Source organism: Williamwhitmania sp., from assembly GCA_035529935.1.
Taxonomy (GTDB): domain Bacteria; phylum Bacteroidota; class Bacteroidia; order Bacteroidales; family Williamwhitmaniaceae; genus Williamwhitmania.
Genome location: DATKVT010000035.1, coordinates 1 through 14,578, shown reverse-complemented (window position 1 = coordinate 14,578; position 14,578 = coordinate 1). Strand labels below are relative to the sequence as shown.

Sequence of the window (14,578 nt, the reverse complement as noted above, 5' to 3'; positions counted from 1 at the left end):
TGCGCTTGTCAATACCTGTCATTGCAAAATTAACAAAGGTTTGGTAAGAGTCATCGTAGAAGCTGGTAAGCTGGGTTTGATCCTTAAACTGTGTAATATAGCCAGTCAACCGCGCCTTGATATAGGGAGTTCTAAGGTTATAGCTAGCGTCGATACTTTCAACGGTTTCACTTTTCAGGTTATCCACAACCTTGTTATTTACCCTAGGTGAAATGTAGCTATTACGGAAAAAAGGTGCCCGGGTAATATAGGCCAGATTCATTTCAAAATAGTGACGACCATTCAGCTTATAGGTAGCACTACCCTTAAATCCAAAGTTATTGAACTGCTTAACATCCGACTTTCCAAGTGAAGTATTTGGGAATCGCCCGTTTTGCATATTACCTGTTCTATAAAAATCGGTGTAGGTGTAAGAACCGGCAAGATAGTAGTCGAACTTACTGTAGGAGAACTCAGCCAACGTCCAAGCATTTGCGGTATTAACGTTCGATTCGTAGTCGTAACCATACTTATCGCCTACCTTAACAATGTGATTGGGGATTTCTAGGTTATTCTGCGCCATAGTTGGGTTGCCAGTAAAATCACGCTCAGCAAACTGGTCTACGTCAAGCACAAAATCGCCACCCAAAAGATCGCTGATGGTTTTGAAGTGTTTACCATGGTAGCGAATAAACTCAACTCCTCCAGTAAGGGTAATGTTGCTGTTTATTTCGGTGGTAATATTGGAGCTAGCAGTAAACTGGGTTTGATCGTCACGCCTCTCCTCCACAAAATATTTTGACATGTGGCCAGCAACATTATTTCCAGTAACGCCATTTGCATCGTGGATAACAGTGTCGAAACCGTAGTTTACATTATATAGTGCATCCCAGTTAACTTGGTTAACCGATGAGTTATTCATAAAACTATTTACAATGTCTTGATAATCGGAGGAACCAACATTGTAGCTAGGTAAGTAGCGGTAGTAATCTGGACGAGGATCTGGAGCATCATACCAGTTAAGGGCTGTGCTTCCATTACGGCCAAATGTATAACCCAACGAAGTGGTAAGCTGAGTTTTTTCGTTAATCTTAAAGTAATCGTTAAGAATAATCATTGGCTCATGGGTTTTCCTGATTCGAGCATTTCTCTTGGAGCCATCCTGCCATCCCCAGTTTGAGTTGTAGAAGTTTGAACCTACCAAATCATAGACCTCCTGAACAGATCCATTAGCCATTCCTCGTTTAACGGGAGCACCAAAAGCAGTTAAGGCGATGGAGTGATTATCAGAAAGTTTCTTCTCGATGGCCATAAAGTAAGCCCAAGCATCGTAGGAGGTTGCTTGTACATAACCTTCCTTGGCGTAGCGACGTGAACCCGATACTGTAAATGCCCAACCATTGCTCAGCATACCAGTAGAGTAGGTTGCCATAACACGGTCGGTATAGCTGCGATTTGAGTGAGCGTAAGAAGCCTTAAATCCTGCACGGTAGGAGGATGCTCTGGTGTTTATGTTGGTAATACCTCCAAGATTACCAAACGAAAAACGGCCAGGTTGAAGTCCAATCTTATTAACCTGTGAGCGAGTTACGTCATTTAGACCGGCCCACTGCGACCAAGAACCATAACCCGATTCAGGGTCATTTACTGAAATTCCGTTCATATATTGATCGGAATAGTCGGAATCGTATCCCCTAATCCTAAACCGAGCAGCACCAAAGGTAAAGCCTGCAATATTGTTAAACACATCGGTTGATGAACTTAGCAAACTCGACACATTTTGTGAAGAAACCTCGCCATCAATTTCATCGGCGCTAACCATTGCCTCAGACAGAACAGCTGACTGCGCCTCAGTCCCTTCTGCACGTTTTAGCGTTGAAGTGCCCAAATCATTTTCACCCTCCTTTACATTTATGGTTACAAGAACCTCTTCGTAACCAAGTAATGTAAGCTGCAGTGATTGATCACCCACGGGTACATTAGTCAATTCAAAATTTCCGGAAGCATCTGTAAATACAGATTGATTACTTCCAACAAGGCCCACTGTTACACCAGGAATGCCAGCGCTAGATTCTGCGTCGAGAACAGTTCCCTTAACTACTCCAACCTGACCAAAGGCAACTCCAAAGCTGGACAGGGTTAGAATAAAGGCCAAAAAAAGCAATTTTTTCATGAGAACTCTTTTAGGTAAGTAAATTAGGTTGTTAGGTGTATTTTTGATCAATGGAGTGACAACACCCCAAATTATTGGTTGCAAAGGAAAAAAAAAAATTCATATATTCATCCCCCTTTTTCACTGCTCTTCGGGGCAGACCTCTTTTTTTTGATAAGCGACAGATTATCAGTTATCTGCCTCAACAAACTTGTGCAATTATGAAAAAACTCTACATCAAATGGCTTCCTCTGGTAGCCACTTTCGTGCTTTTTTTAGCCATCCAGACCCAAGCTCAGGAGAAGCAGTATCGGGTAGGTTGTATCGCTTTTTACAACCAGGAAAATTTTTACGATACCATTCAAGACCCGACCATCAACGATCATGATTTTCTTCCAGATGGCCCGTACCATTGGAACACTGAGCGCTACAAAACTAAGCTGGATCACATGTCCACCGTTATCGCCCAAATTGGAAGCGAACTTTTTCCAGGCGGTCCTGCTATTATCGGAATTTCAGAAATAGAAAACAGACAGGTTGTGGAGGACTTGGTAAATACGCCTAAACTAAAAGCTTCTGGCTACCAATTTGTACATTACGATAGTCCCGACCACCGTGGAATTGACGTTGCCCTGCTCTACCGCCCGGCATTTTTCAAGGTTACCAACACCCGCTCAGTTAGATTACACATGAAATCTGACACTACATTCAGAACTCGCGATCAACTAGTTGTAAGTGGCATTTACGATGGTGAGCCATTGCACATTATTGTAAACCACTGGCCATCAAGATTTGGTGGCGAGAAACAAAGTTTGCCAAACAGGAAGGCAGCTGCCGAACTGACAAAATCATTGGCTGATTCAATATTAAAGACTGATCGCAACGCTAAAATTATAATAATGGGTGACCTCAACGACGACCCCACAAGCCCTAGCCTCATTAAGGTGCTTGGTGCAAAAGGCGATAGGCAGGATGTTGGACCAAAAGATTTCTTCAACACCATGTATCAACTATTTAAGGAGGGGTATGGATCGCTTGCATACCGTGACACGTGGAATCTCTTCGACCAAATTATCATATCTGAGCCACTGCTCAATGCAAAACTAGGCACCTACAAATTCTTGAAAGCAAAAATATTTAAGGCTGATTTTATCACCCAGCAAGATGGTCAATTTAAAGGCTATCCTCTGCGCACATATGTTGGAACTACCTATCAAGGTGGCTACTCCGACCACTTTCCTACCTACATCTTTATTGCCAAAGAAATCATCAAGTAGAACAATGTTCTAAATTGAACTAAATAGGGCTGTCAGAAATATTCCGACAGCCCTATTTATTTTTTATTAGTGAGGCTAACCTAACAATCCCAGCTTAATGGCCCGGTCCAAATCTTCGGGTGTATCGATGCCAAAGCTCTCCAGATGGGTTTGCTCCACCATTATCTTATAGCCATTCTCTATCCAGCGCAGCTGCTCCAGCGACTCGGCCAACTCCAGCGGCGTTTGTTCAAGCCGAGTAATCTCTTGAAGAATCTCTGTTCGGTAGCCATAAAGCCCAATGTGCTTAAGAAAAATGTGCTGCATTGGCCAATCTTCCTTTTCCGCACCTCGAACAAATGGAATTGGGCTACGGCTAAAGTAAATTGCCTCCCTATTGTGATTGATAACTACCTTAGGGCTGTTGGGGTTAAATATGTCCTCGCTGGGACTAAAAGGTTTAACGAGAGTTGCGATTTGAGCATCCTTCTCAAAAAAACAGGAGAGCACCTTTCGCAGCTGCTCAGGATGCAAAAACGGTTCGTCACCTTGAATATTGAGCACTACGTCAAAACTTCTTTTATCCTTTTCCATCAAAACGGTAACTGCCTCAGCGCAACGGTCTGTACCACTTTTATGGTTAACGGAAGTCATAACCACCTTCCCTCCAAATGCCTCAACTGCCGAAAAGATACGATCGTCATCGGTTGCCACCACAACCGTTTCAAGCACCTTCATGGCCTGCTCATACACACGCTGAATCATGGGCTTACCGCCAATTATTGCCAACGGCTTTCCGGGGAATCTGGTGGAGGCGTATCGTGCCGGAATTATTCCAATAGGGTTCATATCGTTACAGTTTTACAGGTCAAAGCTCCCCATTTTTTTTGAAAGAACCATTGCTTAATGCCAAAAAAAAATTACCAAATTAGCATTCGTATTCAGCAGCAAGATATTCACGAGTATTAAACAAGATTTTTCCCAAAACAGCTATGGACACAACCTTAAAACATGTTAAAGAAGAACTGTCTCAACTAAAGAATACGAAAAAGGATATCGCCTCTCTCGAGAAATTCTTTCAGGTATTTCCTGGAGGTTACGGTGAAGGAGACCAGTTTATTGGCGTGAGCGTACCCAACCAACGAAAGGTTGCAATGGTTCATTTCAAAACAATTTCCATAGCATCATTGGAATACCTGCTTCAAAGCCCTATCCACGAGCATCGGCTTACTGCCCTTTTTATGATGGTCAAGCGGTTTGAGAAAGCAAAGGATGATAAAACAAAACAGGAGATTGCAAACCTCTACCTAACCCATTTAGAATTTGTAAACAATTGGGATTTGGTAGATTCCTCAGCACCCTATATTCTAGGCCCATACCTTTTTTACACAGAACAATCCGACATTCTATACAACCTCGCCAAAACAAGCCATCTTTGGAAACAAAGAGTGGCAATGCTATCTTGCTTTTATTACATAAGAAAAGGAGAATACGAGCATCCCATTTCACTGGCAACCATGCTGCTCCATCACAAGCACGATTTAATGCACAAAGCCGTTGGCTGGATGCTTCGGGAAATAGGCAACAGGGATTTGGCCATCGAACTTGCTTTCCTAGAGCAGCATGTAACCCAAATGCCTAGGACCATGCTTCGCTACGCCATCGAAAAATTTCCAGAAGATTTACGGAAGAATTTTTTGCAAAGGAAATAACGCCTTACCATATAATACCGCATCCAATTTTTCGAGAGAACAAGCTCGAGTAAGTGCTGTCACAGACAGCTCCGTTATATGCTTAACAACACTCAAGGCTCACTTTGAAGTCATTACACCATCTGTTCTTTTTCCTTTTTTTTACCTTTGCCGTGCTTAAACAAAATGTTAAGTTATGGCAGAAAATATGAACACAAAACTGTTTTCCGAATTCCCACCGGTTTCCACCGCAGATTGGGAGGCAGTTATTACAGCAGATTTAAAGGGCGCCGACTACGACAAAAAGCTGGTATGGAAAACCATGGAAGGCTTCAACGTTCGCCCTTACTACCGAGCTGAGGACCTGAAAAACTTAAAGCATCTCAACTATCTTCCCGCCCAATACCCTTACGTTCGTGGAACCAAAACGAACAACAAGTGGTTGGTACGTCAAGACATCGATGCTACTGAGCCAAAAAACGCCAACGCCAAAGCGCTTAAGGTACTCATGAGAGGTGTAGACTCTTTGGGGTTTGTGATCGACAGCAAGAAGGGACTTTCGGAAGTTGAAATGGAAACTCTATTAAAGGATGTTGCCATCGACTGTATAGAAACCAACTTTATGGCCGGGGGTGCAAGCCTTGCCATTCTCCCGCTGGTTGCCGATTATGTAAAAAAACACAAACTAAACGCTGCCAATGTCAAGGGATCGGTGAACTACGATCCTTTACGCAGTCTAACTCTCCGCGGTAAATTTTGCCAAGATAAAAAACATGCTTTCGATACTGCCAAGGAGCTCATCGAAAAAGCAACTGCTCTTCCAAACTACAAGGTTATTGGGGTTAGTGGCAGCATGTTCCATAATAGCGGTTCTACCATTGTTCAAGAGTTAGGATTTGCATTGGCCGTGGCCAATGAATACCTAAGTGAGCTTACCGATAGAGGCCTTACGGTTGACCAGGTAGCTAGCAAGATGAAATTCTCCTTCTCGGTTGGAACAAACTATTTCCTCGAAGTTGCCAAGTTCCGTGCTGCTCGCATGCTATGGGCTCAAATTGTTGAGGCATATAAGCCAGCCAACGTAGAATCGGCTAAGATGAACATTCATGCCGAAACTTCTCGCTGGAACATTTCGGTTTACGATCCATACGCCAACCTCCTTAGAGGAACTACCGAGGCCATGAGTGCTGCTATTGCTGGTGTTGACTCCATTACTGTTATTCCATTCGACAACGCTTTCAGAAAATCTACCGATTTCTCCGACCGCATTGCGCGTAACACCCAAATACTGCTGAAAGAGGAGGCTCATTTCGACAAAATTGTTGACCCCTCGGCTGGCTCTTACTACATCGAAACGCTAACAGCATCAATTGCTCAGGAAGCATGGAAACTCTTTAAGCAGGTTGAAGAGAAGGGCGGCTATGTAAACGCCTTTCTTGCCGGATTTATACAGGAGCAAGTTGAGGCAACAGCGCAAAAACGCGACCTTAGCATTGCCACCCGCCGTGAAATTATCCTTGGAACCAACCAATACCCCAACTTTGACGAGGTTGCCGAAGCCGACGTTACTGCGGCTGCCGTAACTAAAGCCGTTCCCCAACCCTGTGAAGGCTGCGTAAAACCACTGGTCCCTTATCGTGGATCAATGGCTTTCGATGAACTCCGCTTCCGTACCGACAAGAGCGGGAAAGAGGTGAAGGTGTTTATGCTCACCACCGGTAATTTGGCCTTTCGTAGGGCTAGAGCACAATTTGCCGCTAACTTTTTTGCCTGCGCTGGTTTCCGCACCATCGACAACATAGGATTTCCAACAGTTGCTGCAGGAACAAAGGCCGCACTGGAGGCAAAGGCCGACATCGTGGTGATTTGCAGTTCCGACGAAGAGTATGTAAGCGTTGCTGTTGAAGCTTACGGCTTACTTAAAGGTAAAGCCATTGTAGTGGTTGCCGGTGAACCGGAGTGCAAGCCAATGCTTCAAGAGAAGGGCATTCAGAACTTCATTAGCGTGAAGAGCAATGTTCTAGAAACCTTGAAAGAGTATCAACGAATGCTGAAGCTATTGTAAAAAAGTTGCTCACGTAACGCCAACACCAATTAAAAAAGGTATTTGCAGAGCGTTGACACCTTACTTCAAACAAAAACAACTATGCGTCCAAAATTCACAGACATAAAATTTCCTGAGGCAAAAGCCTCAAAGGTGGAGGGCCAGACCTCCTGGAACACACCGGAACAAATTCCGCTCAAACCAATCTATACAGCAGAGGACCTTGCTGGCATGGAGCATCTTAACTATGCCGCTGGTATTCCTCCATTTCTCCGCGGACCTTACAGCACTATGTACGTAAACAAACCGTGGACTGTTCGCCAATATGCAGGATTCTCTACTGCCGAGGAGTCCAACGCTTTTTACCGCCGCAACCTTGCAGCAGGTCAGAAAGGGCTCTCCGTAGCCTTCGACTTGGCCACCCACCGTGGATACGATGCCGACCACCCTCGCGTTGTTGGCGACGTTGGAAAGGCTGGAGTTTCCATTTGCAGCGTTGAGGACATGAAGGTGCTTTTCGACGGCATTCCACTCGACAAGATGTCGGTATCAATGACCATGAATGGGGCTGTTCTTCCAATTTTGGCCTTCTACATTGTAGCTGGCTTAGAGCAGGGATGCACACTAGAACAGCTAAGCGGAACCATCCAGAACGATGTGCTCAAGGAATTTATGGTGCGCAACACCTACATCTACCCACCCGAATTCTCCATGAAGATTATTGCCGACATCTTTGAATACACCTCGAGGAAGATGCCTAAGTTCAATAGTATCTCCATCTCGGGTTACCACATGCAGGAAGCAGGCGCAACGGCCGACATCGAACTAGCCTATACCCTTGCAGATGGTTTGGAGTATCTTCGCACCGGAACCAAGGCAGGGCTTACCGTTGATCAGTTTGCACCTCGGCTTTCATTCTTCTGGGCAATTGGCATGAACCACTTCATGGAAATTGCTAAGATGCGTGCCGGAAGACTTCTTTGGGCTAAGATTGTAAAGCAGTTCAATCCAAAGAGCAATAAATCATTGGCACTTCGCACCCACTGCCAAACATCGGGTTGGTCACTTACCGAGCAAGATCCATACAACAACGTTGCCCGTACCTGCATTGAGGCTATGGCTGCCGCGCTGGGGCACACCCAATCGCTCCACACCAACGCGCTGGATGAGGCCATTGCTCTACCCACCGACTTTTCGGCTCGTATTGCTCGTAACACCCAGATATACATTCAGGAAGAGACCAACATTTGCCGTGCGGTTGATCCATGGGCGGGTTCCTACTACCTAGAACAGCTCACCAACGAAATTGCACACAAGGCTTGGAAGCTTATCGAGGAGGTTGAGGAACTTGGTGGAATGGCAAAGGCCATTGAAACTGGTCTCCCAAAAATGAGAATTGAAGAGGCTGCAGCCCGTAAGCAGGCACGTATCGACTCTGGCGTTGACGCCATTGTGGGTATCAACAAGTACCGCTTGGAGAAGGAAGACCCTATCGATACGCTTGAGGTGGACAACACAGCTGTTCGAATCTCACAAATTGAACGCCTGAAGAAACTTCGTGCCGAGCGCAACGAAGCAGAGGTTAAAGAGGTATTGGAAAGAATTACTAAGTGCGTTGAAACCAAGCAGGGCAATCTGCTTGAGCTGGCCATTGAGGCTGCAAGGAAACGCGCATCGCTTGGTGAAATTTCTGACGCTTGCGAAAAAATTGTTGGACGCTACAAAGCCATTATCCGTATGAACTCCGGTGTATACTCATCAGAATCGAAGAACGACTCCAACTTTGAAAAGGCACGCAAGCTCTGCGAGGAATTTGCTAAGAAGGAGGGTCGTCAACCACGAATTATGATTGCCAAGCTTGGTCAGGACGGACACGACCGCGGAGCCAAGGTTGTTGCCACCGGCTATGCCGACATTGGCTTCGACGTGGATATGGGACCACTTTTCCAAACCCCGGAAGAGGCCGCCAAGCAAGCCGTTGAAAACGACGTTCACGTTGTTGGAGTTTCCTCACTTGCAGCCGGCCACAAAACACTGGTACCTCAAATTATGGGAGAACTCAAGAAACTTGGCAGAGAAGATATTATGGTCATCGTTGGCGGGGTAATTCCTCACCAAGACTACCAGTTCCTCTACGATGCTGGCGCAGCCGCCATCTTTGGCCCCGGAACCTCAGTTTCGGCAGCCGCCATTAAGATGCTGGAACTGCTTCTCCATAATTTTGAGGAGTAGTAATTCAAAATTTCACATTGAGAAGCCGCCCCATCCGCGGCTTCTCTTTTTTTTGTAAATTGCCATTCATAAAAACGGAACAACATGCGTAGGTTACTTCTTATTGCCGGAATGACCATCAGCTGTATGGCCGCCAGTGCACAACAAAACCAGCGAGTTTATGATGAAGCTGCTGGTCAGGAGATTCTCATTGGGGATTGTACTCCAAAAGCATTCTACGAAGCTCCATTTAGCACTTGGTACACTCCAGCCTTTGAAGGATATACCATAAATCCCGAAATACTGGAGCAACTACCAGCACGCCTGCACCTCCCCGGTCTTACCATCACGGTGGTTTTTGGAACTTGGTGCGATGATAGCCAACGCGAGGTTCCCCACTTTCTTAAAATTCTCCAAGCCACGAAATTTTCTACAGACCACCTAACCCTCATCGCTGTTAACAAACAAAAGCAGGCCCCAGGTATTGACCAACTATTACAATTAAACGTGCAGCGAGTTCCCACAATCATCGTCTTTATGGAAAATAAGGAGATTGGCAGAATAGTGGAATCACCAACCACAACCCTCGAAGAAGATTTAAACAATATTCTGGAAAAAATTTAATCGCCCTTCATCATGGATACAAAACAAACAACAGCAGGACAAACCCTCGGAATTCTTGGAATTGTTTTGGGTATAATTGCCTTTCTAATCTCCCTAATTCCATGCGTCGGCATTATTGCCATTGTGCCAGGGATTATTGCCATAGTACTCAGCGCAATAGGTCTCGACCAAGCACGTAGATCGAATGGTGCAAAAGGTCTTGGCTATGCAGCACTATCCATTTCAATAATAGCAACGCTAATTGCAACCGCTTGGCTATTTTTTACGGGTGGACTCGCCTATTTTGTTAACAAAATGGAACACCGCATAAAAACAGAAGTAGTTAACGATTCAACCAACAATGTGGAGATCACCGTTGATCAAGGAAAGGATAGCCTGATTATGAAACTCGAAGTTTTGGAAGATGGCAAAGACTCTCTTCACAAGGGAAAAACCAAGCGCACCTACATTAGAATTAAGGGGATAGAAAAAACTCAAGATGCTGATAAGAAGTAGTTTGCGCGAAGCAATTCGTGACCCCTACATTCAGATTAACCTCATATTTGCCGGAGTAGTGGTAGCAATGCTCATCTACTCCGGTATTTTTACGGGCCAAGGTGGCCATCCCATCCCATCCTTTTACGAGATGATCACCGGTACAACCTCACCAAGCAGTGGACTATCGCGAGCATTTTCGGAGCTAGTTCGATTTAATGTTGTAAAGGCAAGAGCCCTAAACTCACACGCAGTAAGCCTTTTTTTATTTTTTGTGGTGGAACTACTCCTTCGCATTGTCTTCTCAGCTGTAGTATGCGTCAAACACAACCACGAAAAAATTATCGTCAGCCTCGATATTGTCCAGCTAGTTCTCTACTTCTCAATTGCCTTCTTCCCGTTTTTTGCCTTCTTTCTTCACCAATTCTAAGCGACATTGTTAAAAAGAACTTCCTATAAAACACTTTTTCATTTACTTTGCAGTGTCTACTTAGTAAAAAACATAATTGTAAAATTGCAATGCTAATGGAATCATTTACCACCGTACCTTCCCATCAACAATTCACCATTGAAGGGGTTCAACATATTTCTCCCATTGCGGCCTTCAAGTTGCTTGAGGCTAATAGCGCATTACTTCTCGACATTCGGGAGCCCGAAGAGATGGAGATTATCTGTTTTGATATTTCCGGGACAATAAATATTCCCATAAGCACTATTGCCGATAGCTTTACACAGCTTCCCAAGGATAAGTTAATTATTGTGGCGAGCAACAGCGGCACTCGAGGAGCAAAAGTCGCAAACCTACTTCTTTACCAGGGCTATACTCAGGTTCTGAATCTTGATGGCGGAATTTCTCAGTGGCACAAGGATAAGCTCAGCGTGCTGATTAACGGCACCAAGTTTAGCCCGGGAGGTTGCAGCTGCGGCTGTTCACACTAGTTTTACATGGGCGATTACCACCAAAAACAGCATCCAACTCGAGAATAAAAACACAAGGGTGTTCCAATTAATGGACACACCCTTAAAATTATTCTCAAACTACAAGTTTAGAATCGATATCCCAAAGAAAGTTGGAGTACTCTATTGTATAGATTACTTGGATTGTCGGTAACATCTGTAACTCCTACACAGTAACGTAAACCCATGTCAACCTTTGAAGTTAACCGGTAGGCAACACCAAAGTTTACCCCAAAGTCAATGGTTTTAAACTGATCAGAAATCTTATTGCCGTCAAGCTTTGCGCCTATCATAAATCCAATCTGCGGCCCAGCCTCAACATTGAACCGCTTTGCAAGATTATACTTGAACATTAGTGGAAAGTTGAGGTACCATGCATTAATGTTCTTGTCTAAAGACTCCTGCTTAGCTCCTTGTAAGGAGAAGATCATTTCCGGCTGAAAGGTAAAGTTCCCATGCATGGGAAACTGAGCAAATCCGCCAAAGAGGACGGCGAAACGAGCATCCAAACCAGCATCATCACCGCTGTAGTTTGCACTTTGTAATCCAGCCTTCAAACCAAATCTGATATTTTGGGCGTTTGCTCCAACCACCAAGATCAGCATGCATCCTGAAACAAATAACAATTTCTTTAACATAGCTCTTAAGTTTGGTTATATGAACAAAAATAGCGAATTTTTTAACCCCTTTCGTTCTCCAGCCTCCTAATGCAGATAATCCTAATACAACATTTTCAGCAGAGCATTATTCAGCATTCTTTCTTACATTTGGTAAGCAGAAATCTTACTAGCTATGAAAACAAGACATTTTCTTCTTCTCTCATTGGCAATATTAATGCTGCATAGCCTACCAATTTTAGGACAGGAAATAATTACCGTAAAAGGAGCCGAAGGTGAGGCCGCCATTACCGGTTCTATTTCAGAAAATGATGCCCGAAACCAAGCCCTGCAGAGTGCAAAGGTTGAAGCGCTGCGCAAGGCCGGGATTGCCGAAAACCTTAGCTCCTACGAAATGCTTTTTAAGGGTGAAGCAGGAAAAGACTTTACGGAACTCTTCTCATCGCAAACCCAATCAGAAATTCGTGGTGCTGTTAAAAGCTACACCGCAGTAGAGGAAAAATTTGTTGATCCATCAACAAAGCTATTCACCATCAAGGTTACGATTGATGCCCAAGTAATTAAATACAAAACGGAACAGGACCCCGAATTTCAGGTTCAGGTAGATGGCATTATGCCGCTATATAGCAACAACGATCTTCTCCAATTTACTGTAAGAGTTACTAAGGATTGTTTTCTCAACATATTTTCGGTGACTGAGAACGAGGCATCTCTGATATTTCCTAACAAGTACGAAACGGAGATGAGCGTTGCACCAGGAAAAACAATCACCTTTCCCCAAAAAGTGGACTATGTTTTTGAAAAGAAAGAGCAGGGGTTGGAGCACAATAGGCTAATCTTCGTTTTTACAAAGTCGAAAATTAACTTCATTGACCTTACAGGTGAAGACCAAATTTCCTCTGTAGAAAAAATTTTATCGTGGATATACTCCATCAATCCAGACCAACGCCGCATTGTTTTTGCCCCAACGATTATTCGGTAAGGCAACTACAGCCTCAGCTACAAGACAAAAAAGAGAGAAAAATCAAATGATTTTTCTCTCTTTTTTTGTGGAGGTAAGGGGAGTCGAACCCCTGACCTATTGCATGCCATGCAATCGCTCTAGCCAACTGAGCTATACCCCCATTGAAGGCGATGCAAAAATAGAAAAAATATCATTACATAAAAAGGCTAATAAAAAAAACAAATCCGCTCTCAAACAAAAACATATTAAGCCAGAATCACGTATAGTTTTTGATGATAGTTTAATAGGTAGTTTTGATAATTACCCAATTAATAGTATTTTTAAGCGCTAAATATTTATGAACGGACATGGAAGTAAAAAAGACACCCAAAGCTGACTTGGAAAACAAGAGAATGCTTTTTCTCGAAATAGGTCTAGTAATTGTTTTAGGTGGGGCACTCCTTGCTTTTAATTGGACCAGTAAAGGCTCTAAAGAGCTCGAATCAATGGGAGTTCAGGAAGTTGCAGCCGAACAAGAAATTATTCCTATTACAAGACAGGAAGAGATTAAAGCTCCTCCTCCAGCGCCACCTCAGGTAAAAGTATCTGACGTTCTCAACATTGTAAGAAATGATGTTAAGGTAACCGACGAACCACTTTTTAACTCCGAAGATGACCAAAATAAAGCGGTTAAGATTACCAACTACAACGATGAAGAACAAGCTGTTCCAGAAGAGCAGGTCTTTTTCATTGTAGAAGACATGCCTAGCTTTCAGGGAAAAGGACAAGATGGTTTCCGAACCTACATTTCCCAAAACCTCAAGTATCCTGAAATTGCACAGGAAAATGGTATTCAGGGTAAGGTCTTTGTATCGTTCGTGGTTGAAGCCGATGGTAAAGTTACCAATGTAAAGGTTGTTCGTGGCGTTGACCCAGCTCTTGACAAAGAAGCTGTTCGCGTGGTTTCATCTTCACCAAGGTGGAGCCCAGGAAAGCAGAGAGGAAAGCCAGTTCGCGTATCCTTCACCTTCCCTATCATCTTCCAGCTTCAGTAATCGACACTTTGAAAAGCATAGCATGGACCCTGGTGAATCATCAGGGTCTTTTGTTCTAAATAAGGTTGTTGTTCATGATACCCGAAAAAATAGTTGAATTGGCTGTTTTAGTTGGAGTAATTTCCCGCTACCAACCCGAAGAACAGGTGAACGAATACCTCGATGAGTTGGAGTTCCTAGCTCTCACTGCAGGAGCAACCGCACAGCGAAGGTTTATTCAAAAAGTAGACATTCCGTTTGCCGCCACCTTCATTGGACCTGGTAAGTTAATAGAGGTCAACGACTACGTCAAAGAGAATAATATTGACATGGTTATCTTCGACGACGAACTTACACCAACCCAGCTAAGAAATATTGAAAGAGCACTTGAGGTTAAGGTCATTGACCGAACTAACCTCATTCTTGACATCTTTGCTCAGCGGGCCAAAACAGCCTATGCAAAAACGCAGGTTGAGTTGGCCCAATATCAATACCTATTACCTCGCCTAACCCGCATGTGGACTCACCTTGAACGACAACGAGGAGGTATTGGAATGAGAGGTCCTGGCGAAACTGAAATTGAAACTGACCGCCGA

At 44.1% G+C, this 14,578-nt stretch carries 14 protein-coding genes and 1 tRNA gene; 11 read left to right on the top strand and 4 right to left on the bottom strand.

The genetic code is table 11. The features are described from left to right. A partial coding sequence (locus VMW01_02525; GenBank protein HUW05112.1) for a TonB-dependent receptor occupies positions 1-2,152 on the bottom strand: 2,152 nt, incomplete at its 3' end. Between the two features lie 200 nt (positions 2,153-2,352). On the opposite strand from VMW01_02525, the gene VMW01_02520 reads away from it, so the two are divergent. Further along, a complete protein-coding gene (locus tag VMW01_02520; GenBank protein ID HUW05111.1) occupies positions 2,353-3,408 on the top strand; it encodes an endonuclease/exonuclease/phosphatase family protein in 1,056 nt (351 codons plus the stop codon). A 75-nt stretch (positions 3,409-3,483) separates the two neighbouring features. Here VMW01_02520 and kdsB read toward each other — a convergent pair whose 3' ends face one another. After that, complete coding sequence (gene kdsB, locus VMW01_02515) at positions 3,484-4,236, bottom strand: 3-deoxy-manno-octulosonate cytidylyltransferase (GenBank protein HUW05110.1); 753 nt, start codon at positions 4,234-4,236, stop codon at positions 3,484-3,486. A 143-nt stretch (positions 4,237-4,379) separates the two neighbouring features. Here kdsB and VMW01_02510 point away from each other — a divergent pair, with 143 nt between their 5' ends. The 7 genes from VMW01_02510 to VMW01_02480 all read left to right on the top strand — a co-directional run bounded on the left by VMW01_02510 (position 4,380) and on the right by VMW01_02480 (position 11,370). Further along, the gene (locus VMW01_02510; protein ID HUW05109.1) at positions 4,380-5,099 is read left to right on the top strand and encodes a DNA alkylation repair protein; all 720 of its coding nucleotides are present in this window, start codon (positions 4,380-4,382) and stop codon (positions 5,097-5,099) included. Between the two features lie 175 nt (positions 5,100-5,274). Then, complete coding sequence (locus VMW01_02505; protein ID HUW05108.1) at positions 5,275-7,143, top strand: methylmalonyl-CoA mutase family protein; 1,869 nt, start codon at positions 5,275-5,277, stop codon at positions 7,141-7,143. A gap of 81 nt (positions 7,144-7,224) precedes the next feature. After that, on the top strand, positions 7,225-9,354 hold the full coding sequence (gene scpA, locus VMW01_02500) for a methylmalonyl-CoA mutase (GenBank protein HUW05107.1): 2,130 nt from the start codon (positions 7,225-7,227) through the stop codon (positions 9,352-9,354). An 84-nt stretch (positions 9,355-9,438) separates the two neighbouring features. Further along, positions 9,439-9,957 (top strand): thioredoxin family protein, encoded by a 519-nt coding sequence (locus VMW01_02495; GenBank protein ID HUW05106.1) that lies wholly within the window; start codon positions 9,439-9,441, stop codon positions 9,955-9,957. A gap of 12 nt (positions 9,958-9,969) precedes the next feature. Beyond that, positions 9,970-10,452, top strand: a complete 483-nt coding sequence (locus VMW01_02490) for a DUF308 domain-containing protein (protein HUW05105.1) — start codon at positions 9,970-9,972, stop codon at positions 10,450-10,452. Further along, complete coding sequence (locus tag VMW01_02485; protein ID HUW05104.1) at positions 10,436-10,861, top strand: hypothetical protein; 426 nt, start codon at positions 10,436-10,438, stop codon at positions 10,859-10,861. The genes VMW01_02490 and VMW01_02485 overlap by 17 nt, the downstream gene beginning before the upstream one ends. Before the next feature lie 95 nt (positions 10,862-10,956). Next, entirely contained in the window at positions 10,957-11,370 is a 414-nt protein-coding gene (locus VMW01_02480; GenBank protein HUW05103.1) for a rhodanese-like domain-containing protein, read from the top strand. A gap of 107 nt (positions 11,371-11,477) precedes the next feature. Here VMW01_02480 and VMW01_02475 read toward each other — a convergent pair whose 3' ends face one another. Further along, positions 11,478-12,026 (bottom strand): porin family protein, encoded by a 549-nt coding sequence (locus VMW01_02475; protein ID HUW05102.1) that lies wholly within the window; start codon positions 12,024-12,026, stop codon positions 11,478-11,480. A gap of 154 nt (positions 12,027-12,180) precedes the next feature. Between VMW01_02475 and VMW01_02470 the strand changes: the two genes are divergently transcribed. Further along, positions 12,181-12,987: a DUF4384 domain-containing protein gene (locus tag VMW01_02470; GenBank protein ID HUW05101.1), complete on the top strand. Its 807-nt coding sequence runs from the start codon at positions 12,181-12,183 to the stop codon at positions 12,985-12,987. 68 nt (positions 12,988-13,055) lie between these two features. On the opposite strand, the gene VMW01_02465 is transcribed toward VMW01_02470, so the two are convergent. After that, positions 13,056-13,129 (bottom strand) — tRNA-Ala (locus VMW01_02465). A gap of 187 nt (positions 13,130-13,316) precedes the next feature. Between VMW01_02465 and VMW01_02460 the strand changes: the two genes are divergently transcribed. Together VMW01_02460 and VMW01_02455 are read left to right on the top strand one after the other, a co-directional pair. Beyond that, complete coding sequence (locus tag VMW01_02460; GenBank protein ID HUW05100.1) at positions 13,317-14,003, top strand: energy transducer TonB; 687 nt, start codon at positions 13,317-13,319, stop codon at positions 14,001-14,003. A gap of 74 nt (positions 14,004-14,077) precedes the next feature. Further along, the coding region (locus tag VMW01_02455; GenBank protein ID HUW05099.1) for a hypothetical protein at positions 14,078-14,578 on the top strand (501 nt) is incomplete at its 3' end.

Bases quoted from the DNA above. Each gene is read 5' to 3' on its own strand.
- VMW01_02520 (HUW05111.1), top strand. From the start codon at position 2,353: ATGAAAAAACTCTACATCAAATGGCTTCCTCTGGTAGCCACTTTCGTG.
- kdsB (HUW05110.1), bottom strand. From the start codon at position 4,236: ATGAACCCTATTGGAATAATTCCGGCACGATACGCCTCCACCAGATTC.
- VMW01_02480 (HUW05103.1), top strand. From the start codon at position 10,957: ATGGAATCATTTACCACCGTACCTTCCCATCAACAATTCACCATTGAA.
- VMW01_02505 (HUW05108.1), top strand. From the start codon at position 5,275: ATGGCAGAAAATATGAACACAAAACTGTTTTCCGAATTCCCACCGGTT.
- VMW01_02490 (HUW05105.1), top strand. From the start codon at position 9,970: ATGGATACAAAACAAACAACAGCAGGACAAACCCTCGGAATTCTTGGA.
- VMW01_02510 (HUW05109.1), top strand. From the start codon at position 4,380: ATGGACACAACCTTAAAACATGTTAAAGAAGAACTGTCTCAACTAAAG.
- VMW01_02475 (HUW05102.1), bottom strand. From the start codon at position 12,026: ATGTTAAAGAAATTGTTATTTGTTTCAGGATGCATGCTGATCTTGGTG.
- VMW01_02495 (HUW05106.1), top strand. From the start codon at position 9,439: ATGCGTAGGTTACTTCTTATTGCCGGAATGACCATCAGCTGTATGGCC.
- scpA (HUW05107.1), top strand. From the start codon at position 7,225: ATGCGTCCAAAATTCACAGACATAAAATTTCCTGAGGCAAAAGCCTCA.
- VMW01_02485 (HUW05104.1), top strand. From the start codon at position 10,436: ATGCTGATAAGAAGTAGTTTGCGCGAAGCAATTCGTGACCCCTACATT.
- VMW01_02460 (HUW05100.1), top strand. From the start codon at position 13,317: ATGGAAGTAAAAAAGACACCCAAAGCTGACTTGGAAAACAAGAGAATG.
- VMW01_02470 (HUW05101.1), top strand. From the start codon at position 12,181: ATGAAAACAAGACATTTTCTTCTTCTCTCATTGGCAATATTAATGCTG.